We start from the raw sequence: 21,598 nt of genomic DNA, 5'->3' as shown, positions 1-21,598 counted from the left end.
TCATGGAAACAGTTTGCAGTGTGTAGATTGATGCAAGTTCTAGAAGTTGAGCAGTTACAAAAGACGTACCGAAGCGGGGGAAAGACCGTTGAGGCAGTGAGAAATGTTTCATTTAATATCGCTAACTGCGAGGTGTTGGCGTTTTTGGGTGCGAATGGAGCGGGGAAAACGACCACGATTAAGATGATTGCGGGGTTGATTTTGCCCGATCGAGGACAGGTGAGAATTGCCGGACGCGATCCGCATCGTCATTCGATCGCGCTCAAGTCAGTCGGAGCCGTTCTCGAAGGCAATCGAAATGTCTATTGGCGACTCACTCCGGAGGAGAATTTAGAGTATTTTGGGGTGCTGCGGGGATTGAGTGGCTATGTCGCACGACAACGAGCCAAGAGTTTGTTAGAGCGATTTGAATTAATCCCGAAACGCAATACGATCGTGCAAAATCTTTCTCGCGGAATGCAGCAGAAGTTAGCGATCGCAGTTGCACTGATTCACGAACCGCAGTTACTTTTACTTGATGAACCGACATTAGGTTTGGATGTGGAAGCGACTCAAACAGTGAAACGACTTGTGCGAGAAATTGCTTCAGAAGGACGGGCAATTTTGTTAACCACGCACCAATTAGATATTGCTGAGGAGTTATCCGATCGCGTTGCCATTATCAAGCAAGGTGAAATTGTTGTTCAAGAGCGAACAGAGACATTGATTCAGCAGTTTTCTGGAGATGCTTATCGGATTGACTTAGAGCAGGAATTAGACAGCGATCGCATCAGTAAATTAAGCGCGATCGATGCTGCGATCGAAGGCAAAACGGTTTTTGTTCGACAAACTGAATGGCTGTATCAAGCGTTAGAAATTCTGAAGCCGATGACGATCATCCGAGTCGAAAAGGATCAGGCGAATTTGGTCGATGTGTTCTTGAAGTTGGTGAAGAAATAGATGTTTGAATTATTTTTGGCACAACTCAAATGGAGTTGGATTCAGTATAAACGGTACGCACATGAGATTTTTGGTGGTGTGATTGCGTTGACCGTGACCTTTTATGGACTATTTCTCAGCGTTGGATATATTGCAGGTGGAACGGTTCGATTTGGCGATCGCTTAGATGCTGTAATTGTTGGCTATATTTTATGGTCGCTGATCATTTTCATCATGAATGGTGTGAATGCAACGTTGCAGCGAGAAGCACAGGTCGGAACGTTAGAGCAATTATTCATTTCGCCGTTCAATGTTAGAAAGACTTTACTACTGAGAGCCGTTTCTGATCTTGTTTTTCAATTTGTTGTGATTGGAATCGTACTTCTATTCATCATGGCAATCACTGGAAGATGGCTTGCTTTTTCTCCAGTATTAGTTCTGCCATTAATCACTGTGATTCTGGGTGCGTATGGGTTAGCATTCGCGATCGGGAGTCTCACTCTGATCTTTAAAACCGCTCAACAGCTTGCCGGAATTCTTAACTTCTCATTGCTGTTTGTGTTGACGATTCCAACTGAGACTTGGACAGGTTTGCAGCGATATTTGGGATATTTGATTCCGATGACGACGGGCGCGGGCGTGATGCGGGATTTGATGGCGCGGCAGTCGGGATTAGATTGGGTCGCGCTTGGTGCGGCGTTTTTGAACGGGATTGTGTATTTCGCGATCGGGATGGTGCTGTTTCGCTGGTCAGAACGCGAAACCAAACGACGCGGCAAGTTGGGCGGGTATTAATCGGGCTGAATCGCTGAACCAATCGTTTTGAGAATTTGCAGCACTTCATACAATTCATTCCGACACGGCAACAATGAGTAGACTCGTGACAAGTCATATTCTTGTTGGCGTGTTTTTGCAAAAGCGAAGCTGACCCCGTTTGTGACCAGTCCAAAAACAGCGCGATCGGGATTCGGATTTCCCATCATATCAGTCAGCATTTGTGGAATCCCAACTTCGATTTCGATCTTGGTATGTTTCGCTTCGATGACAAGTACCCAGAATCGTTGTTGCAGCACAAGAATATCTATTTGCCCTTGTAATATTTCTTGTCTATCTTCTAGCTCGAAGCTGACTGGAGTTTCAGTACTCAGTTGAAAAGGCGGTTCATAGAATCCAGCAAGATCCAACAGCGGAGAAACAACGAGCAATTTGATTGTTTCTTCAAGTAGACGATTATTCGATCGCTGATATTCATAGCGCTGCTTAATTTGGTCGAGTCGCTCTTTTTCAGCAGATGACAGTCCGGGTAAATGCTCTGTCCATTCTGTAAAAAATTGGTCGCTCTGTGTCCGCTGCAATCCGAATTTCTCACGAACTTGGTTCAGGTTATTGATTTGTTTAGAGATTGCTTGAATCATGGTTTGAAAAGACGATCTTCTAGTCAGTTCTAGCTCGAAAATTGTTCTAAGATAGACTGTGCAGCCTGAGTGATTTGATACACTGCGCGATCGAGATTAAAAGATTGCTGTCCAGGAATCAAACGCCAAAGAGACTGAAAGATTTGCTGCATTTGAGCCAATATACGATCGCTGCCGATGCCAAAAAATTGCAGTGCAAAGACGATCGCGGCAATCAATAAAGCAGTTCTCAAGGTGGCTTTGATTACCCGTACAAGCCAGAGGAAAACCATACCTGTAATGATGATAGAAGCCGCTAAAAGCAAAAGTTCCATTGTTCAATGTGGAGATTGAATTTTCTTACTTTATCTCATACGGTGAAAATCCGATCGCTTGAGAAAAGTCCGTATTTCGTAAATCTGCATACTCGAATCTAGCATGAGTCAGTTCTGCCCCACGAAACGAAGTTCCGATTGCATGTTGTAATTCATAGATGATTCGGTTGATGGATATAAATGTTAATGCTAGATAAATAATTGCAACAACGCTAAATACAATGCCAAGTGTAGAATTTTGATTTATCAGGAACGCATTCGCGATCGTCACCCAAAAAAATGTCGCAACGTAACTCGCGATCGCTCCTAAAACACTCACCCCAACTTTGAAACTGTTACGTCTTTGACTGCGCGAAAACAGTAACATGATTGCGGCACCGAATACTGCGATGAAGCCTGCAACGGTTGTATTTCGCTCGTCGAGAAACGACAGAATCTGATTGAACCATTCTTGGTTACTGGGAATGAATCGATTGGGTGGAAAGATGACGTGTGATAGCAATCCAGGATAAAAGAATCCAACCCCAAATCCTAAGATCGCACCGATTAAGACACCTGTTGCGATCGTCAGAATTCTGCCTAAGTTAGTTTTGGGATTAAGTGCAGCGATCGCAGAAGTGATTCCAGCTAGATTCACCAGTCCATAAAACAGGGGAACGTACGGGGTGGTGAAATCTAAAGGCGATTGCCCGATCGTGTTAAAGAACAATCGCGCCATCACATCCCCAGCAAACAGGAGAATCGCGCTAATCAACACTCCTAAATAAATTTTCTGCCGCATCGATAAGCCTGCTTTCACATTTGCAAAATCAGAGCCGCTGAGGATTGCACCTGTAAAATCACAGCCGCGAATATCTGCACCGCGAAAATTCGTTAATGCAAAATTCTTTTTCCGAAACGATCGATTTCTTAGATCACGATTAATAAAATGGGTCATACTCAGGAAAACTGTCGCGCACACTTAAGTTATAGCGATGCTGCAACGCGATCGAGCAAATTTTAGAAAAATAGTGAGTCTGTTTGTGTTGGTTCTGCTGATGATTCCAATCGCGCTTTATAGTCGATCGCAATTTTCTCGACCGCCCCGAACCGATGAAATGCGATCGTTGTTTCCGGGAATCGTATACGAACGGAAAGCTTTATCTGATCCGCGTCCGCTGATGGTACATCAAATCGCGATCGATCTTGCGACTCCTGGTATTCGTCCTTTTGTGACTCCCGGTGTTGTTGCTCTGTCTCCGAGAGGTTTAGAAACCGTTGCCCGAACTGTGACCGAATTCGTGGATGAATTTGATCTTCAAATTGGAATTAACGCGAATTTTTTCAATCCCTTTCGTGAAGAAACGCCCTGGGATTTTTACCCGCACATCGGTCAATCTGTGAACAATCTAGGACAAGTCACTTCAAACGGAAATACCTACTCGCCACCGCAGGCAGGCTGGTCAACGGTCTGTTTTCTGCCGCAGAATCGGGTGCGATTTGAGCAAAGTGGATTTTGTCCCAAGGAAACTGAGCAAGCGGTAGCAGGCAATGATTTCTTGATGAAAGATGGAAAACCTGTACCGCCACCGCCGCACATTGCGCCCAAAGATAAGCCCTATTCTCGAACGGTGATTGCGATCGATAAATCCGGCAAAACACTTTGGCTCATCCTGGTCGATGGCAAACAGTTGCAGTACAGCGAGGGATTAACCTATGTGGAAATGTCAGAGTATCTGGAGAGATTAGGTGCTGAAACTGCTCTGAACCTGGACGGTGGCGGATCAGTGACGTTGGCAGTTCAGACACCAACTGGCGCAAAGGTGCTCAATGCTCCGATTCAATCAAGAATTCCGATGCGGGAACGCCCGATCGCGGCTCAGTTGGGATTCTTTGCGCCAAAGAACTAACTATAACGGTGGTAGTTCTTCAAGAATCATGAATCGAATGTGATTGAGTGCGAGATCCCCGATCGAGATATCCATCACATCCCCTAACGGAACGCCGTTCTGCCTCAACGATTCAAATGAAATCCCTTTACCAATTTCGGCATGATACCAAGGTAAGCCCATGAAGAACCGCGTCGGATACGGTCCGCGTTCAACAATGTCATCGGGGTTGGATTCCATCGGCAACCAACCATATCCGGGAACGTAGAACTCAATCCAAACGTGATTGTAATCGGGTTCGAGCGGCACATTTTGACGATCGGCAAATGCCGGACATTTATATCGTCCAACCGTTCGACACGCAATGCCATTCAATCGCGCCAACGCTAACAACACACCGACGTATTCACCACAAGATCCAGTTCCGCGCTCAAGCACAACATCAGGTGAATCAATGTGCGGTTTAATGCCGTAGGATAAACGATCGTAAACATAATTCCGAATCTTGAGCATTTTCCTCAGTAGATTCGTCTCGGTTCCGATCGCTTCTTTTGCCGCTTGCTGAATGGCAGGAGTATCCATCGCTAATTCATCATCATCGACCAGATAGCGATCGCGAAATTCAGAAGTCAGCGGCGGAGCTTTATCGACATCATCAAAGTCAAATTGATATTTAATGCCTCGAACTTCGATCAGAGCTTTCCAGCCGAAAACGTGTCGCTCTTGAGACTTAAGCGAAGGAAATTTGAACACGGCGACTCGTTGACCTTCTTGGATCTCTTCAGTAAACGGAAGCCCGATCGATTCGACACTGCGGATCTTTTGACGATGTGTTTCTGTCGGTAGTGCAATGCGCCATTCTAAATCCTGAACTTCCACTTCATCGAGCGGTAGTAATTCCTCAACGTATGACATTTCGAGTAAATAGCCGCTCGATAACGTGTAGCGCTCTTCAGGATAATAGCGAAAATACAGCGGATGAATAAAAGTACGATCGCGATACGTTAACTCTAAATTCGGATCAGCATTTGGATTGTCGCGGATGTAAGCTTCCTCGCCTGAATACGATACATACAGCGTTGATTGATCTGTATTTGGTTCGTTCAGGAAAGCGATCGCGGTTGGATTCACAAATGGAGTCAGCATACTAAACTGAAGTTCTCCGGTTGCACGATCAAGACAATAGACGGTTTCTTCAATGCGATCGCATAACCACAATTCTTCTCCACGGATTGTCAGATTCGTGGGTCCCACTCCGGGCAATGGAAATTGAGTAATCTTCCGTTTGGTTTGCCGCTCGTAAATGACGATATAGCCTAACTTTTGAGAAGTCACATAAATCGTAGAATTCCAAACGCCAACACCATCGGCATCATAAGGCAGAGAGATGAATAACTGCGGCTCTAATTGATCAAACGTACAGAAGTAAACGCTATTGTCTTTTGTAAACCAAATCGTATCTTCCCAAATCGCAAAGCCTTTCGCATCAATGAACTGATCGGTGTGACAGGGATTGAGCACGATCGTATTGTCATTGGTTGGATTGATTTGCAGCAGGAAGCCGCGCACCGTATCGAGTGCCACAATGCGATCGTACCAAACAGCTAAACCATAAAGCGCATAGGCTCCGATCGGTCGAATCGATCGTGGTTTTGTCAAGACGGAATTGCCAGAGTCAAACATTCAGAGTATCAATCGCCATAAAATCAATACCTCTGATCTTAGTAAAACTCTGCACGGATGAATGTATCGCATCCAGCGAGATTCGTGAGATTCCCGGTTAGGTAGAAAAAAGTTGAGGAAATTTTAAGGCAGACGACGATTTTTAGGAGACTGCCTCTGCGTTTGATCCTCGTTGTCCCGTTTTTGGGCTGTTGGCTTAAGGACTAGGAATGACGATCGCTCATCAAATCATTGTGGAGAAACATTAAGGCTCGATCGAAATAAACCCTGCTCCCGGACAAGGAACAGAGTTTATTTTAAACATTCCGTGTTTGATCTGAGCGGAGGTTTAAAACGGTTTCTAAACCTTCGCCTCTTCTACAAGCTTTTCCCATCCCATACTTTGCAGCGCAGTGTTACGCCGCATCGGACGAGTCACAAGCTCTAGAATGTCACGAGTATTGCTAAACCCATGAATCTGGGCAAAGGTAAACTCGACTGACCATTTCGTGCTGATTCCACGAGCTTCCAACGGATTTGCGTGAGCCATTCCAGTAATCACCAGATCAGGCTTGCTCTCATGAATGCGCTGAAGCTGATTGTAGTTATCTGGCTTCTCAATGATCTTCGGAACCTTTACGCCCATTTCGTTACAGGTTTTCACTAAGAAATCGAGTTCTGCGGCTTGATAGCGCTTGTCCATGTAAGGAATCCCAATTTCCTCACAAGTCATGCCACAGCGAATTAAGAACCGCGCCAGAGAGATTTCCAGCAAGTTATCGCCCATGAAGAACACAGATTTACCGCGAACGAGCTTCAAATAGTCCTCGACACTTTCCCAAATTTTCGCTTCCCGCTCTTCTAATCCTTTCGGCTCGATGTTCAACACCGAGCAAATTTTTTCGATCCAAGCACGAGTGCCATCAGGACCGATCGGAAATGGTGAACCAATCAGTTTCGTTTTCCGTCGCCGCATTAAGGTCGTCGCCGTTCGCGATAAGAACGGATTCACACCCGAAACATAGTAGCCTTCCTCGATCACTGGAAGGTCTGTATAGCGTTTTGCGGGCAGCCAACCAGAGACTTTCACACCTTGTTTTTTCAGTTCTAAAGTGAGTTGAGTCACGATCGGATCAGGTACCGATCCAAACATAACCAGCGGCGTGTGATCGACGTATTCCGATTCTTCTTGTTTAATCTCTTCCTGCTTGCGTCCAAAGTTCATCAACTTCTGAATCGCATTGCGTTCTTCTTTCTCGGTTTCACCAGTTGGAGCCTTGGTGGGACAGCGTTGCGCCATTGCTGCAAGAACCGTATCTTCACCTTGAGTAAAGGCATAATCAAGACCATTCGCCCGCGCAACCACGATCGGGATTCCAATCTCTGATTCGAGTTTCGGAGCTAAGCCCTCTAAGTCCATTTTGATGATCTCAGTGGTGCAAGTTCCGATGAACACAATCACACTCGGATTACGATCGCGTTTCACCTGCTCACACAGTCGCTTCAATTCGTTGTAATCATTCAACTGAGCAGAAATATCGCCTTCTTCGAGTTCCGCCATTGCATATCGAGGTTCAGCAAAAATCATCACCCCCATTGCATTTTGGAGAAAATAACCACAGGTTTTTGTGCCAATGACTAAGAAAAAGCTATCTTCAATTTTTTGATAAAGCCAAGCGACACAGCTAATCGGGCAAAACGTATGATAGTTTCCGGTTTCACACTCGAATTGCAAAGCTTGGGGTTGAGAATCAGCGAGGGTCATAATTAGAGATTTTTAACGAGGTGGACGAGGCGATCGATCAGTGCGGATGCGTCCTTCACAGGCTTCATCGACTTCAGCCGGACGACGCGGTTTTACTTCAGGGGTGGCGCTTGCCGGGAGGTATTTCGGAGTGTCGGCTTTTAACTGTTTGATCTGGGCAAGTTCTTGGTCAGGATCAAAGTTCAGTCCAAGGGCGACCACAATGCGATCGGGATGACTGCTCAAATCGACAATCAGCGGCAAGAGATCGATCAGTCGGGGTTCTAGCGTGGAGAGTGCGCCCAGAATAAAGCTCGATGACGGTCGCCGTTGTCCGTCACAACTCACCCAAATCGATAAACGAGTAATCCAAGCGCGGTTTTCTTCGTAGTAATCGAGCCAGCGATCTTTAAGCGATCGACGCAGTTGATCAATGTTCACAAGTCAAATCAAGATAACGATAAAGTCAGCCTCAATCTAATCACATAACGCGATTTGACTGCTTTATCGATTACCCTTCAGAGTTTCTTTAGACCATCATCAGATCGAGTTCTTGGTCAGCCGTTTTCGTCGGTGGCGGATTGAGATAAAAGTCTGACAGCAGCGAGAACAGTTCGCGATCTTGAGCATCTTTTGGCACGACCCCTTCAGGATTCGCCAAAATCTGATCAGCAATGTTCAGATAGTAGTCACACACATAGTTCAGTGAAGGATCAGATTCCGCCATCTCGAACAATGTTTTTCCTTTAACCCGCGATACTCGAATGTCTTCGATTAGCGGTAACACTTCTAACACAGGCATCGGAACCGCATCGACATATTTATCGATCAAATCCCGTTTTGCGGTGCGATTTCCAATCAGTCCAGCCAGTCTCAGCGGGTGAGTTCGAGCTTTTTCGCGCACCGAAGCGGCAATCCGATTCGCGGCAAACAACGCATCGAAGCCATTGTCCGTCACGATCATGCAGTAGTCTGCATAGTTCAACGGCGCAGCAAATCCGCCACAAACCACGTCACCAAGGACATCAAACAAAATCACATCGTACTCATCGAAGGCATTGAGTTCTTTGAGTAGTTTGACGGTTTCGCCAACCACGTAGCCACCGCAGCCCGCACCCGCTGGCGGTCCTCCGGCTTCAACGCAATCTACTCCGCCGTAGCCTTTGTAGATAACATCTTCTGCCCAGACATCTTCGTAGTGATAGTCCTTTTCTTGCAGCGTGTCGATGATCGTGGGAATTAAAAATCCGGTCAGGGTAAAAGTACTATCGTGCTTCGGGTCGCAACCGATTTGCAGGACTTTTTTACCGCGTTTGGCAAGGGCAACTGAGATGTTGCAGCTTGTGGTTGATTTGCCGATGCCGCCTTTTCCGTAAACTGCGAGTTTCACTCTGGGGTCTCCTGTCGTCTTCTGAAGGGATGAGCGCGGTTACGTCTCTGTTTGCATTGTTGTTGATCTTGAGAGTTCTGCCTAGGGGTTGAAAGAAGAGTTTACATCGATAAATAAAGAGAGGTAGGCGAAAAAAATGTTTTTGAATAGGAATTGAATGAGATCGCTGCTCAACGAGTAAGAAACAGTTAGATATGAATTTAGGTTTTGAACTTTATAGAAAACAGAACAAAAAACAAACAAAAATTTTCAGTATTGGCGTAAGTTCGAGCAGTCTTTCCGCTTCGATTCGACCCTCGCCCCGAAATAGAATTCGGGGCTAATCGTGCGAAGCCCCCTTTAGTGGGCTAAAGGCGCATGAAATCAGAGCTTGCAGTCCTGAAGGGACTTCGCACTGTCAGCCCCGAATTCTATTTCGGGGCGAGTGAACAACGGAGCGAAGGAATTCATCGAACTGACGTTGTATTGCCTTTGAAATGGGTGTTTTGTGCGGGTTGTGGTTGTTGATTTGGCTCGATCGATGGAAATCAGTCGCTTCATTTTGGTCGGCTTGTGCCTCCTAAATCCTCCATTCTGGGGGACTTTGAATGAAACTGAACTATCTGGGTTGAAGGAATGATCTATTAAGAATCATCAAACTTTTGCACAAAAAATCGCGCCTCACGGGGAAAGCGCGACTCTAGACCTTCTCTCTAAGCTGCTGAATAAGCTGGAAAATCGATGTAGCCCTCTGCGCCAAACGAATACCACTGACTCATATCCGATGATGGATTTAACTCCCAGCCGTTCTTAAAGCGATCAACTAAATCTGGATTGCTAATAAACGGTCGTCCAAACGAAATCAAATCCGCTGAGCCATTCGCGATCGCAGTTTCAGCATCTGCCTGAGTATATCCACAATTTCCCATCAACGGCTGATCAAACACTTGTCGAAACTCCGGTAATGTCATCGGGCTTCCCAGTTCATGAAAGCCGAACGCTAACCCATCCAAAAGGTGTAAATAAGCCAACTTGTAAGCGTTCAATTGGCTTGCAACATAGAGAAAGGTTTCTCGATAGTCAGGAGAACCCATGCTGTTATAAGCTCCATTCGGTGAAAGCCGGACTCCGACTCGTTCCGATGGATACACCGTAAGAATCGCTTCCACGATTTCTTTGAGAAACTGATAGCGGTTCTCGATACTGCCACCGTAGCGATCGCTGCGATGATTCGATTTGGATTGCAGAAACTCATCAATCAAATAACCATTTGCCGCATGAATCTCGACTCCTGCAAATCCAGCCTGTTTCGCTCGCTCTGCGGCTTTACGGTAGTCCTCAACCACCTGCGGGACTTCATCGGTTTCAAGAGCGCGAGGCACTTCATGCGGTTGCTTGCCATTCGGAGTGTGAATTTCCTCGCCTTCAATCGCGATCGCAGACGGTGCGACGGGTAACTGTCCTCCTTCCTGAAAACTACTATGAGATGACCGTCCACAGTGCCAAAGCTGCAAAAATAGCGGAGTGCCTTGATTTTGAACGGTCTCAACCACCAATTTCCAGCCGTCGGTTTGAGCATCGGTGTAAATTCCTGGAGTATTGAGCCAGCCGAGTCCTTGTTGAGAAATCGAAGTCGCTTCTATCAGGATGAGTCCAGCCGTCGATCGCTGCGTGTAGTACTCTGCCATCAGCGCATTCGGAATGCGGTCTGTTCCGGCTCTCGCTCTCGTCATTGGAGCCATGACTACACGATTTTTTAGCGTGAGATCGCCAAGCTGAAAAGGGCTAAGCAACATCGGTGAAGGGGTCATAATTTCCAAAGTTTGAAACAACTGCCTTTCACTCTAGGACAAACGATTTTTGACGGTGAAAAATCTCAGAATTTCTTTGACTACTGATGCTGCGTTTTGTCGCTCCAGATTTCCTGGAGTGATACGATCGAACAATCTGTACGTTTCAGGTTTGTCTCATGTCGATCATCGTGTCACCCGAAGACCTCGAACTGTTTCGCGAACAGCTTGGAGATCATCCGAATGCACTTTCAGCCTTGGATGTGATTGAGGATTGCGATGGCGATCTTGAAGATGCCGCAATTTCTCTAGCGATCCGATCGGGACAGCTTCCCGAAGAAAATGAAGGCTGGATCGTGGGACTAGCGAAACGATGGCGACATATTTTGTGTGAGGCGGAGATCAAAGAAGACTTAGAGGATGGCTTGTCTGGGAAATTAATGGATGCGATCGTGGCGAAAACCGATCTGCCAATGCGCTTAGCGGTTCCGGTCGCGATCTATGTGATTCAAACTGGAGTCGAACCGTTTTGTCAGCCGATGCAGGAGAAGATTTTCGATCCCTAATCTAAACTTAAGTAGATTGTATTAAAGGGATGGATGACTTGTGCGCCTGTTTACGACTGTCGCGGGATTGCAGTGCTATTTGAAGTTACAGCGGAAACACTCGATCGCGACGGATACGGTGGAATCGTCGATCGGCTTTGTTCCCACGATGGGTGCCTTGCACAAGGGGCATCTGAGCCTGATTGACCGGGCGCGTCAGGAAAATGCGATCGTGGTTGTAAGTATTTTCGTCAATCCGCTGCAATTTGGACCGAATGAAGATCTAAATCGTTATCCTCGGACGTTAGAACGCGATCGAATTCTCTGTGAACAGGCGGGAGTCGATGCGATTTTTTCCCCTAGCCCGAAAGAAATAGGCGTTGATCCCCCCACTCCGACGCGAGTTCAGCCCCCAAAAGATCTAACGTCTGGACTCTGTGGCGCATTTCGTCCGGGACATTTTGAAGGGGTCGCTACGATCGTCACCAAACTGCTCGATATTGTGCAGCCCGATCGCGCTTATTTTGGGCAAAAAGACGCGCAACAATTGGCGATTATTCAGCAACTTGTGAAAGATTTGAATTTGCCGATCGCGATCGTTCCTTGCTCGATTGTGCGGGAAGAAAGCGGTTTAGCACTAAGCTCCCGGAATCAGTATCTTTCTAATGAAGAAAGATTAAAGGCGACTGCGCTTTATCGAGGATTGTCACAAGCTGAAAAACTGTTTCGATCCGGAGAGCGTGTAAGTGCTACCTTAGTTCAGGCAGTGAAGCAGGAACTCGAAAAAGTGCCTGACCTGCGACCAGAGTATATCGAACTTGTTGATCCGATGACGTTGAAATCATTAGAAACTGTGACCGATGAAGGGTTGTTGGCTCTAGCTGCGCGGCTAGGTTCAACCCGCCTGATTGATAACTGTACCTTGCGCGATCGTCGTCCGATGATTGCGATCGATGGTCCTGCGGGTGCGGGAAAATCCACGGTCGCACGAGCGGTCGCGACTGAATTGAATTTGTTTTATCTCGATACGGGTGCAATGTATCGAGCGCTCACTTGGTTTGTGCTGCAATCGGGCGCGGATCTCAACGATGAACCGACAGTCGCAGAATTAGCACATCAATGTGAGATCGATTTTCAGACCGATACTGCGACTCCGATCGTGTTTGTGAACGGTCAAGATGTGACACAAGCGATTCGCACTCCGGAGGTGACGGCGCATGTTTCAACGATCGCGGCTCAAGCTGCGGTGCGAGAAGCGCTGGTGAAACAGCAGCAAAATTACGGTCGTCGGGGCGGGATCGTGGTCGATGGTCGCGATATTGGCACTCATGTGTTCCCGGATGCGGAGGTGAAAATTTATCTCACGGCATCAATTCAAGAGCGGGCGCGGCGGAGACAGCTTGATTTGAAGCATCTCGGACAGGCTGAAGTGAGTTTAGCGGAATTAGAGCAAGCGATTTTCGAGCGCGATCGTAAAGATAGTACTCGTGCAATTTCACCATTGCGGAAGGCGACAGATGCGATCGAGATTCAATCAGATGATTTGAGTGTGACAGAAGTGCTCGATCGGATTGTTAGCTTGTATCAAGAAAAAACGGCTCCGGTTTCGATGTAATTTCAGAATCATTAAAACCCGTAGAAACCAGTTTTGCTTAGGGGGTGACAACGCAGCTGAACCGTAGAGAAGATGCCGGATAGCAGTATCGAGAGACAGAAAAAATGAGGTGATTCCAATTGTTTCACCTCATCGATCTAAAATATGTTGCCCTCATTCTATCAAACCTGTTTACAATCGCAATTAACCCAGACGCAATTTGTGACGCTAGAAATCTTGGTCGAACTGTTGCACAAAGAGCGCAGAATTACGATTGAACGCTTAGCCACTCTATTTCCGCAACCGATTCTATTTGAGAGCAGACGACGAAACATTCAACGATTCTTGAGCTTGCCGCAACTGACTCCGCAAGCGATCTGGTTTCCGATTGTCAAGCAGTGGGTCAAGCGACATCATCCCCGGAGCAAACCACTTCATCTGGTGATTGACCGTACCCAATGGCAAGACCATAACTTGATCATGGTGAGTCTTGTGTACAATAAGCGAGCGATTCCATTGCACTGGATGTGGCTGAACAAGCAAGGACAGAGTTCACTTGTTGAACAACGAAGAGTGTTACGCCCTGTGTTTCATCTGTTGAAAAAGCATCGCTTCATTCTGCTCGGAGACCGTGAGTTTCACAGCATTGAACTGGCGGCTTGGTGTGTAGAAAAGCGAGTCAAATTCGTGTTCCGTTTACCGAAGAGTACGACCGTCAAACCAGACGACAGCAGCAGGTTTACGCGCCTTGATGACTTGCCGCAAACGCCCGGAATCACCGAGCAATATCTGCAAATTCAAGTGACGCAAAATCGCGGGTTCGGCAAGCACAATTTAGTCTTGCGCCAAAAGCGTGCCCACCGTCAATCGAGTTCGGATGCTTGGTATCTTCTGACTAATCTCGTCGATGCCGAACAAACGCTCAACGCTTATGCCACTCGCTTCTCGATTGAACCCCTGTTCAAAGACTACAAATCCGGCGGCTATCACCTCGAAGATTGTCATGCCGATTTCGGGCGTTTTACTGCCCTGCTGGTCCTGATTGCCATTGCCTACTCGATCTCGACCCTACAAGGGCGGCGCATTCGCAAAAAACAAGTGCAGCGTTACGTCGCTCGTGTGACTGAGCCAAAGCGGACAACAAAGCGTCACAGTGCTTTCTGGATTGGCTTGTATGGCAAGTTATGGATTGAACCCTTGAATTTGTGGTCAACCTTGGCAGGTCAACTGATGGCACTCAAGCCGCAAAAACGCCTTTTCTTTCAGCGAGGTCTCAACGCCATTTCCCTGATTCAGTCTGCTCTCTAGCTTCGTTGTCACCCCTTAAGCCAGTTTTGTTTCTGCGGTTTTTTTGAATCAAAGAATTCCTGAGTTTATCGATACGAGCAGTGATTAGATCGCTGCTCGATCGACTTTTTAAGCGGTCACAATGTACGGCGAATTAATCGCTGCAACTCGTCCATCGCGCACCAAAGTTTGATAAACCATCGCTGAAACATCGCCACGAGTCGCTTCCCGATTCGGATTGAACTGTTTCTGATTCGGATAGTTCACCACAATGTCCGCCTGAACTGCTGCTGCAACGCGATCTTGAAAGGACTGCGGAATCGCATTGCGATCGTCTAACACTGCCAGCAAACTAGAATTTGCAGGAGTCAAACCAAATCCACTCACCAGCGATAGTACCAATTGCAATCGAGTCACATTCTGATTCGGCTTGAAAGTGCCATCCGGGAAGCCCGAAATGAAACCCGCACGATACGCTTGATCGATCGCAGTTCTCGCCCAGAAATCATTCCCAACATCCGGAAAACTGATTCCGGGTCGTCTCGCTGCTGGATTGAACGCCCGCGCAATCAAGGTCGCATACTGAGCGCGAGTCATCGGAGCATCCGGCTTAAAGGTGCCATCTGCAAATCCTTGAATAAAGTTCTGACCGGATAGACCCAGAACGAAATCTTTTGCCCAGTGATTCGTCACATCAACGAATGCAGTATTCGCTGCATCTGGATTCACAATGTAAGACGATGCGATCGCTTGTGCTTGATTCAGTGCGACCAGCGATTGATAGATAAACGCTGTCACCTCGCCGCGAGTCAGTTCCTGTAGTGGTCGAAGTTGCGACACGTTCGGATAGTTCACGACTAAACGGCGTTGGGTTGCGGTCGCGACTTTCTCGGTGGCAAAACTGGGGATTTGAGCGCGATCGCTGTACAGTCCCAATAGTTGTGGCGTTCCTCCGGTGAGTCCTAAGCCGTTGACTAAAGCCACGATCGCTTGAGTCCGAGTGAGATTCAATCCAGGGCGGAACGTGCCATCTGGGAATCCGGTGATAAAGCCCATTCGGTTCGCTTTCGTAATCGCTTCGGCTGCCCAAAAGTTTGAAGGCACATCAGAAAAATTCGTCGCGGGTTGTTTGAGCGGGAGATTAAAGGTTTTCGCGACGACTGCGGCAAACTGAGCGCGAGTTAAAGAGTTTTCTGGCTTAAAGGTATTGTCTGGAAATCCTGTAATCAGATTGCGACTGACTAGGGATTGAATAAATGCTTCTGCCCAATGTCCGCGAATATCTGTTAGACCCGCCGTCGGTGCAGGGGAAGGAGTCGGAGTTGGGGCTGGAGTGGGCGTAGGGGTCGGAGTGGGAAGCGGAACCGGAATCGGAGGCGGTAAAGGAGTCGGGGTGGGGGTTGGAATGGGTGTAGGTGTTGGACTAGGGGCTGGAACAGGTGTAGGTGTTGGGGCTGGAATGGGTGCAGGTGTTGGAGTCGGTGCGGGGATTGGAGTCGGAGTGGGGGTTGGAACCTGGCTTACCACAAAATCAACCGCACCTTGAACTCGCGACGCATTGAGTTGATTGCCGACGGAAACGATCGTAATTTGGGGATTCGTTGCGTTTTCGACATCGAGCGTGCCATTGTCGCGGAACGTGTTGCCGCCAGGATCTTGAGAACTACCCAAATTCGGAGCGGCACTCGCCAGCACAATTAAACCACTTTCGGTATTTTGAGCGATCGTATTTCCCCGCAACACCGGACGAGCGGCATTACTGACCACAATGCCCGATCGATTTTGGGTGAGATTGTTTTCAATCACTAAAGGTGCAGCATTGTCGCTAATAGCAAGACCAAATCCAGTGTTTTGACACAGATTGCGCCGAAATTCACCTTTAGAATTGCGAGAGAATGAAGCGCCGTTGCCACCGTTTTGAGTGAAAACAGAATCGGTGATGATTGGGTTTGCAGTTCCGGTGGCGAAAAAGCCTTCGCGATTACATTTTGTGAAAGTGCAATTCGCGATCGAAGGCGCGGTTGACTCTGCCCAAACGCCCGTTCCGCGTGTATTCGGGTTTGTTACGGTCACACCGCGCAATTGAGCATTCGTTTCCATTCGCAGAGTGATATTTTGCCCTGCCCAAGTGGGACTGAGATAGCTGCCGCCACCCTGAATGATGATCGCGCTGCCTTTACTGGCTTCGTTTCCGATAATCACGACCCCTGCGGGAACGGTCAGCGGAAAAACTTCGCCGCTCGTGGTGTCGTATGTTCCAGAAGCCAATTGAATTGTTGTTCCCGATCGCGCTTGTTGAAGGGCACGAGTGATTGTTTTGAGGGGAGATGCTTGAGAACCATTCGCGCTATCGTTGCCGCTACTGGGATTGACAAAAAGAATGGGAGAGCCTGCTTGAACCATAACGTTTGAACGTGAATAGGTAATCTACGAATGCAACAGAAAATCAGCGTGCGATTCCAGGAAGTGTCTAATAAAAGTAATTCATGATACTCATTCGCGATCGAATCGGGCATCAATCTGTGAGAAAAGTTTGAACGGAGGAATATTTTCGATCGATTTTTTCTTCCTTTCTCTAGATGGATTTTCTGGCTCTATTCCCTGCGGTACACTCTAGGTGAATTGTAGTTTCTCAGTCAGTTTTACAGAGCATCAAAGATTAAAACATTACTGTAGAGCGCTCTCCAAACTCTGAATCATCCCCTAACTTAGTCGTAGTTGCCCCCTTTAATGACTCATGTTTGATTCACTTTTACCCGCGCTCAATGAGCATAATCTCCCGTATCCCGACACAATTCATCCGATCGTGGTGCATTTTGTGATTGCAATGGTGTTGTTCGCGTTTGTGTGCGATATTGTCGGCTACTTTACCCGCAATCCGAAACTCGCTGAGGTAAGTTGGTGGAATCTCTTTTTTGCAACGATCGCGATTTTTATTGCCGTAATCTTTGGTCAGGTGGAGGCGGGACTGGCTGAACCTTATAGCTCAGCAGTTTCGACACTTAATTTACATACGCTGATCGGCTGGTCACTGTCTGGAATTCTGGCGGGGATCACCGGATGGCGGTATGTGATCCGATCGCAGAACAAACCTCGATTACCGGTGCCGTACTTAGTTGCAAGTGTGGCGCTGGTGGGATTGGTGATTGTTCAGACTTATCTGGGTGATTTATTAGTCTGGGTGTATGGGCTGCATTCTGTTCCAGTTGTCGAAGCGACGAGAGGAGGAACGTTATGACCCCTGAAACTAAGTTGCTAGAACAGATGGATCTAGGAGCAAATCATTTGCCGTATGTGATTCCGATTCATCCGAATTTAGTGCATTTGACTTTGGGATTGTTCATTGTGGCGATCGGATTTGATATCGTTGCGGTGTTGTTCCCGGTGGAAAAGCCTGTGTTCAAGTATCTCGCCATTCCAGCAACGCGATCGGGATTGTTCGATGTCGGTTGGTACAACATGCTAGGTGCGGCTGTGGTGACGTTTTTCACAGTCGCTTCAGGGTTTTATGAAATGATTCTGGCTGATCCGATTCCCGATGCGAAAAGTGCTTGGGGATTGCAGGCGCTTGATACGATGGTCTGGCATGGTATTGGGGGTATCGTACTGCTAACTTTAATTGTGGGAATGACCGTTTGGCGGGGATTTCAGCGATTCGTTTGGCGTAAAGATATGGCGCGTCAGGTGCAATGGGGCTATGTCGCAGTTGGACTAGTCATTTTTGGCATTATGTTCTTGCAGGGAACTTTAGGCGCACATTTGGGCGGTGAATTTGGGATTCATACGACCGCTGATCAATTGATTCAAGCAGGCGAAAACCCGGATCTTCGGCTATGAGAACAATCAACATTCGCGCAGTTCTGACGATTAGCCTTTTTGTTGCTTTTTTGACGATCGCTAGTTTTTGGGTCGCAGGACAAGCTCCCTCTTGGTTGCCGCCTCAAGCTTCGGCAGAATCGAAACTCTACGATGAACTGTTCAGCATTCTAAGCGGCATTGGAACCTTTATTTTGTTGGGAATTACGTTAGTGCTGCTGTATGCGGTGCTGTTCCAGCGTGCCGCAAAGTATGATGACGGGGATGGACCGTCGATCGAGGGAAATACTGCGATCGAGATTATCTGGACTTTGGTTCCGCTTGGATTAGTGATTTGGATCGCAACGTATAGCTATCAAATCTACGATACGATGGCGATCCGAGGTCCGGTGGAGCTAGTACATCTACACAACCCGATCGAGATGAAATCGGCTCTGGCAGTCCCACTCGATGAAGTCAAACCGCAGCTACCCACCGAAGAAATTGATGTGACTGCAAAACAATGGGCTTGGGTGTTCCGCTATCCCGAAAATGTAACAAGCACAGAGCTACATTTGCCAGTCGATCATCGAATTCGATTAGCTCTACATTCAGATGATGTGCTACATGGCTTTTATGTGCCTGCGTTTCGATTAAAGCAAGATGTAATTCCGAATAAAACGATCGACTTCGAGTTCACTCCAATTCGGATTGGTAAGTATCGATTGCGCGATTCACTCTACAGTGGAACTTACTTTGCAGCGAATCAAGCGGATGTGGTCGTGGAGTCCGCAGAAGACTACGATCGCTGGTTAGCTAACGCCGCAAAACAAACACCAACACCAGCTTTTAACCCAGCTTCAGCGGAATACAACCGAGCCAGTGAAAAAACTTTAGTTCGAGGTTGGAAATCGGTTCCGCCTGCTCCGCCGCCTGTGGTGAATTTTGCACCGAAACAAGAACCAAGCAGCCCTCCCGCATAGGAAAGATCCGTTATGACGAATGCTCCCACTGAAGCGATCGATGTCGCTCGCCAGCAACCCTATCCCGGTGCGCCTGACAACTGGAAACGATTTTTCACCTTTAGTACTGATCACAAAGTGATTGGGATTCAGTACATTGTGACTGCGTTTGTGTTCTTCTTGATCGGGGGATTGCTCTCGATGATTATGCGCGGGGAACTGGTTACACCGGAGGCAAATTTAGTCGATCGGACTATCTATAACGCATTGTTCACGATGCACGGTTCGATCATGCTGTTTCTCTGGACATTTCCGGTGTTAGTAGGAATCAGTAACTATCTCGTGCCGTTGATGATCGGGGCACGAGATATGGCGTTTCCTAGATTGAATGCGGTGTCATTTTGGCTGATTCCAGTTGTTGGAATTCTGATGTTAGCCAGCTTTCTCGTTCCTGGTGGTCCGTCCCAATCGGGCTGGTGGGCATATCCACCTGTGAGCTTACAGAATCCAACCGGAAATTTGATCAATGGTCAGGTGCTCTGGATTTTAGCGATCGCGATTTCCGGTGTGTCTTCGATTATGGGCGGAGTGAACTTTGTCACCACAATCTTTCGGATGCGTGCGCCGGGTATGACCTGGTTTAGGACTCCTGCCTTTGTCTGGTCAGTGTTAGCCGCCCAGTTGATTCAGCTTTATGGATTGCCTGCTTTGACTGCTGGTGCAGTGATGTTATTGCTCGATCTTACCGTTGGAACGAGTTTCTTTGCTCCAGAGCGCGGTGGTAATCCTGTGTTGTATCAGCACTTCTTTTGGTTCTATTCGCATCCAGCCGTGTATGTGATGGTGCTGCCTGTGTTCGGGATTTTCTCAGAAGTGTTTCCAGTTTATGCTCGGAAGCCATTGTTTGGATATCGCGTCGTTGCTGTTTCCTCAGTATTGATCACGGTTGTGAGTGCAACGGTGTGGGTGCATCACATGTTCGCGAGTGGAACTCCTGGATGGATGCGAATGCTGTTTATGTTCACAACGATGCTCGTGGCGGTTCCAACCGGAGTCAAAGTATTTGCTTGGGTAGCAACGATTTGGGGCGGAAAACTACGACTGAATACAGCAATGTTGTTTGCTATGGGTGGCTTAGTGAACTTCGTATTTGCTGGCATTACTGGGGTAATGTTGGGATCAGTGCCGATCGATATTCACGTCAACAATACTTACTTTGTCGTCGCGCACTTTCACTATGTGATTTATGGCGCGATCGTCTTTGGAATCTATGCGGGTTTGTATCATTGGTTCCCGAAAATGACCGGGCGAATGTATTACGAAGGACTAGGGAAAGTTCATTTTGCGCTGACTCTAGCTGGAACCTGGTTGTGCTTTCTGCCGATGCACTTTTCGGGATTGATGGGAATGCCGCGTCGGGTGTCTTCGTATGATCCAGAGTTTGCGCTGTGGAATGTATTGGCAAGTTTGGGTGGATTCTTGCTCGGAATGTCCACGCTGCCGTTTATTCTCAATATGGTGAGTTCTTGGATTCAGGGCGAAAAAGCACCGAACAATCCGTGGAAAGCGATCGGGCTTGAATGGCTGACGACTTCGCCGCCTCCGGTCGAGAACTTTGAAGAGATTCCGACGGTGATTTCGCCGCCGTATGGATATGGCAGAAATGAACCGTTAATCGAAAATCAGTCTGAAGCTGTTCCTGCTGATGGAGTTACGACATGACGACAGAGAGTTCGATCGCTCAATCAAGAGAAGCTGATATTCGTGAAGAACAAGCACATGAAGCCGCAGAAAATAGCAAGTTCGGCTTTATTGTGTTCCTGCTATCGGAAACCGTTATCTTTCTGAGCTTTTTTGCAGGCTACATTGTCTACAAAACCACGATTCCTGATTGGTATCCGCCTGGAGTCAGCGGACTAGATACGAAAGATCCGCAATTTAATACGATCATTTTAGTATCCAGTAGCTTTGTGATCTATGTCGCTGAGCGCTATTTGCACGATAAAAAGCTTTGGGGCTTCCGATTTTTTCTGCTGGCGACGATGGCAATGGGGGGCTACTTCCTGTACGGTCAAGCGATCGAATGGAGCAATCTGAGTTTTGGATTCACATCCGGTATTTTTGGCGGACTGTTTTATCTATTAACTGGATTTCATGGCTTGCATGTGTTCACCGGAATCCTGCTGCAAACGATCATGTTAGGTCGATCGTTTATTCCGGGTAACTATGACAGCGGATATTTTGGAGTCGAAGCAACATCATTGTTTTGGCACTTTGTGGATGTAATTTGGATTATTTTGTACGTTTTGATCTACGTTTGGCAGTAGGAGCAGTG

General features: G+C 47.4%; 20 protein-coding genes. 11 read left to right on the top strand and 9 right to left on the bottom strand.

Translation table 11 applies throughout. The features are described from left to right. The first annotated feature begins 30 nt into the window (after positions 1 to 30). Complete coding sequence (locus NIES2104_RS23645; protein ID WP_059000697.1) at positions 31 to 939, top strand: ABC transporter ATP-binding protein; 909 nt, start codon at positions 31 to 33, stop codon at positions 937 to 939. Continuing rightward, positions 940 to 1,713 (top strand): ABC transporter permease, encoded by a 774-nt coding sequence (locus NIES2104_RS23640; protein WP_059000696.1) that lies wholly within the window; start codon positions 940 to 942, stop codon positions 1,711 to 1,713. It begins immediately after the preceding gene. On the opposite strand, the gene NIES2104_RS23635 is transcribed toward NIES2104_RS23640, so the two are convergent. From NIES2104_RS23635 to NIES2104_RS23625, 3 genes are read right to left on the bottom strand one after another with little or no spacing between them, the layout of a single operon-like run. Then, on the bottom strand, positions 1,710 to 2,333 hold the full coding sequence (locus NIES2104_RS23635; RefSeq protein ID WP_059000695.1) for a hypothetical protein: 624 nt from the start codon (positions 2,331 to 2,333) through the stop codon (positions 1,710 to 1,712). The genes NIES2104_RS23640 and NIES2104_RS23635 overlap by 4 nt on opposite strands. Positions 2,334 to 2,362: 29 nt before the next feature. Next, a complete protein-coding gene (locus NIES2104_RS23630) occupies positions 2,363 to 2,647 on the bottom strand; it encodes a hypothetical protein (RefSeq protein WP_059000694.1) in 285 nt (94 codons plus the stop codon). Positions 2,648 to 2,672: 25 nt separating this feature from the next. Beyond that, the gene (locus NIES2104_RS23625) at positions 2,673 to 3,584 is read right to left on the bottom strand and encodes a pentapeptide repeat-containing protein (protein ID WP_059000693.1); all 912 of its coding nucleotides are present in this window, start codon (positions 3,582 to 3,584) and stop codon (positions 2,673 to 2,675) included. Positions 3,585 to 3,669: 85 nt separating this feature from the next. On the opposite strand from NIES2104_RS23625, the gene NIES2104_RS23620 reads away from it, so the two are divergent. Continuing rightward, positions 3,670 to 4,536, top strand: a complete 867-nt coding sequence (locus NIES2104_RS23620) for a phosphodiester glycosidase family protein (protein ID WP_263971021.1) — start codon at positions 3,670 to 3,672, stop codon at positions 4,534 to 4,536. Here the strand turns inward: NIES2104_RS23620 and NIES2104_RS23615 are convergent, their stop codons facing one another. From NIES2104_RS23615 to NIES2104_RS23595, 5 genes are all read right to left on the bottom strand, one after another. Beyond that, the gene (locus NIES2104_RS23615; protein WP_059000691.1) at positions 4,537 to 6,198 is read right to left on the bottom strand and encodes a transglutaminase family protein; all 1,662 of its coding nucleotides are present in this window, start codon (positions 6,196 to 6,198) and stop codon (positions 4,537 to 4,539) included. A gap of 340 nt (positions 6,199 to 6,538) precedes the next feature. Further along, complete coding sequence (locus NIES2104_RS23610; protein ID WP_059000690.1) at positions 6,539 to 7,942, bottom strand: ferredoxin:protochlorophyllide reductase (ATP-dependent) subunit N; 1,404 nt, start codon at positions 7,940 to 7,942, stop codon at positions 6,539 to 6,541. A 12-nt stretch (positions 7,943 to 7,954) separates the two neighbouring features. Further along, positions 7,955 to 8,362 carry a DUF5331 domain-containing protein gene (locus NIES2104_RS23605; RefSeq protein ID WP_059000689.1) on the bottom strand — a complete coding sequence of 136 codons (408 nt, stop codon included), beginning with the start codon at positions 8,360 to 8,362 and terminating at the stop codon, positions 7,955 to 7,957. 88 nt (positions 8,363 to 8,450) lie between these two features. Further along, on the bottom strand, positions 8,451 to 9,311 hold the full coding sequence (gene bchL, locus NIES2104_RS23600) for a ferredoxin:protochlorophyllide reductase (ATP-dependent) iron-sulfur ATP-binding protein (protein WP_059000688.1): 861 nt from the start codon (positions 9,309 to 9,311) through the stop codon (positions 8,451 to 8,453). Positions 9,312 to 10,003: 692 nt separating this feature from the next. Beyond that, the gene (locus NIES2104_RS23595) at positions 10,004 to 11,101 is read right to left on the bottom strand and encodes an alkene reductase (protein WP_059000687.1); all 1,098 of its coding nucleotides are present in this window, start codon (positions 11,099 to 11,101) and stop codon (positions 10,004 to 10,006) included. 158 nt (positions 11,102 to 11,259) lie between these two features. Here NIES2104_RS23595 and NIES2104_RS23590 point away from each other — a divergent pair, with 158 nt between their 5' ends. From NIES2104_RS23590 to NIES2104_RS23580, 3 genes are all read left to right on the top strand, one after another. Beyond that, a complete protein-coding gene (locus tag NIES2104_RS23590) occupies positions 11,260 to 11,646 on the top strand; it encodes a hypothetical protein (RefSeq protein WP_059000686.1) in 387 nt (128 codons plus the stop codon). 40 nt (positions 11,647 to 11,686) lie between these two features. Beyond that, positions 11,687 to 13,240, top strand: coding sequence for a bifunctional pantoate--beta-alanine ligase/(d)CMP kinase (locus NIES2104_RS23585; RefSeq protein WP_059000685.1), 1,554 nt, complete (start codon positions 11,687 to 11,689; stop codon positions 13,238 to 13,240). A gap of 144 nt (positions 13,241 to 13,384) precedes the next feature. Then, a complete protein-coding gene (locus NIES2104_RS23580; RefSeq protein ID WP_059000684.1) occupies positions 13,385 to 14,527 on the top strand; it encodes an IS4 family transposase in 1,143 nt (380 codons plus the stop codon). Positions 14,528 to 14,635: 108 nt separating this feature from the next. On the opposite strand, the gene NIES2104_RS23575 is transcribed toward NIES2104_RS23580, so the two are convergent. Next, on the bottom strand, positions 14,636 to 16,909 hold the full coding sequence (locus tag NIES2104_RS23575) for an S-layer homology domain-containing protein (RefSeq protein WP_059000683.1): 2,274 nt from the start codon (positions 16,907 to 16,909) through the stop codon (positions 14,636 to 14,638). Positions 16,910 to 17,243: 334 nt separating this feature from the next. Between NIES2104_RS23575 and NIES2104_RS23570 the strand changes: the two genes are divergently transcribed. Genes NIES2104_RS23570 through NIES2104_RS23550 form a run of 5 tightly spaced genes read left to right on the top strand, consistent with a single transcriptional unit; the run spans position 17,244 to position 21,590 of the window. Continuing rightward, the gene (locus NIES2104_RS23570) at positions 17,244 to 17,744 is read left to right on the top strand and encodes a DUF2231 domain-containing protein (RefSeq protein WP_059000682.1); all 501 of its coding nucleotides are present in this window, start codon (positions 17,244 to 17,246) and stop codon (positions 17,742 to 17,744) included. Beyond that, a complete protein-coding gene (locus NIES2104_RS23565) occupies positions 17,741 to 18,343 on the top strand; it encodes a DUF2231 domain-containing protein (RefSeq protein WP_059000681.1) in 603 nt (200 codons plus the stop codon). The genes NIES2104_RS23570 and NIES2104_RS23565 overlap by 4 nt, the downstream gene beginning before the upstream one ends. Further along, on the top strand, positions 18,340 to 19,284 hold the full coding sequence (locus NIES2104_RS23560; RefSeq protein WP_059000680.1) for a cytochrome c oxidase subunit II: 945 nt from the start codon (positions 18,340 to 18,342) through the stop codon (positions 19,282 to 19,284). The genes NIES2104_RS23565 and NIES2104_RS23560 overlap by 4 nt, the downstream gene beginning before the upstream one ends. Positions 19,285 to 19,296: 12 nt before the next feature. After that, entirely contained in the window at positions 19,297 to 20,985 is a 1,689-nt protein-coding gene (gene ctaD / locus NIES2104_RS23555) for a cytochrome c oxidase subunit I (protein WP_059000679.1), read from the top strand. Next, positions 20,982 to 21,590, top strand: coding sequence for a heme-copper oxidase subunit III (locus NIES2104_RS23550; RefSeq protein ID WP_059000678.1), 609 nt, complete (start codon positions 20,982 to 20,984; stop codon positions 21,588 to 21,590). The genes ctaD and NIES2104_RS23550 overlap by 4 nt, the downstream gene beginning before the upstream one ends. Positions 21,591 to 21,598 lie beyond the last annotated feature (8 nt).

The sequence above is a fragment of the Leptolyngbya sp. NIES-2104 genome (assembly GCF_001485215.1).
Taxonomy (GTDB): Bacteria; Cyanobacteriota; Cyanobacteriia; order Leptolyngbyales; family Leptolyngbyaceae; genus Leptolyngbya.
Note: the sequence above shows the minus strand (reverse complement) of the source record. Positions and strands in the feature narration are given on the sequence as shown.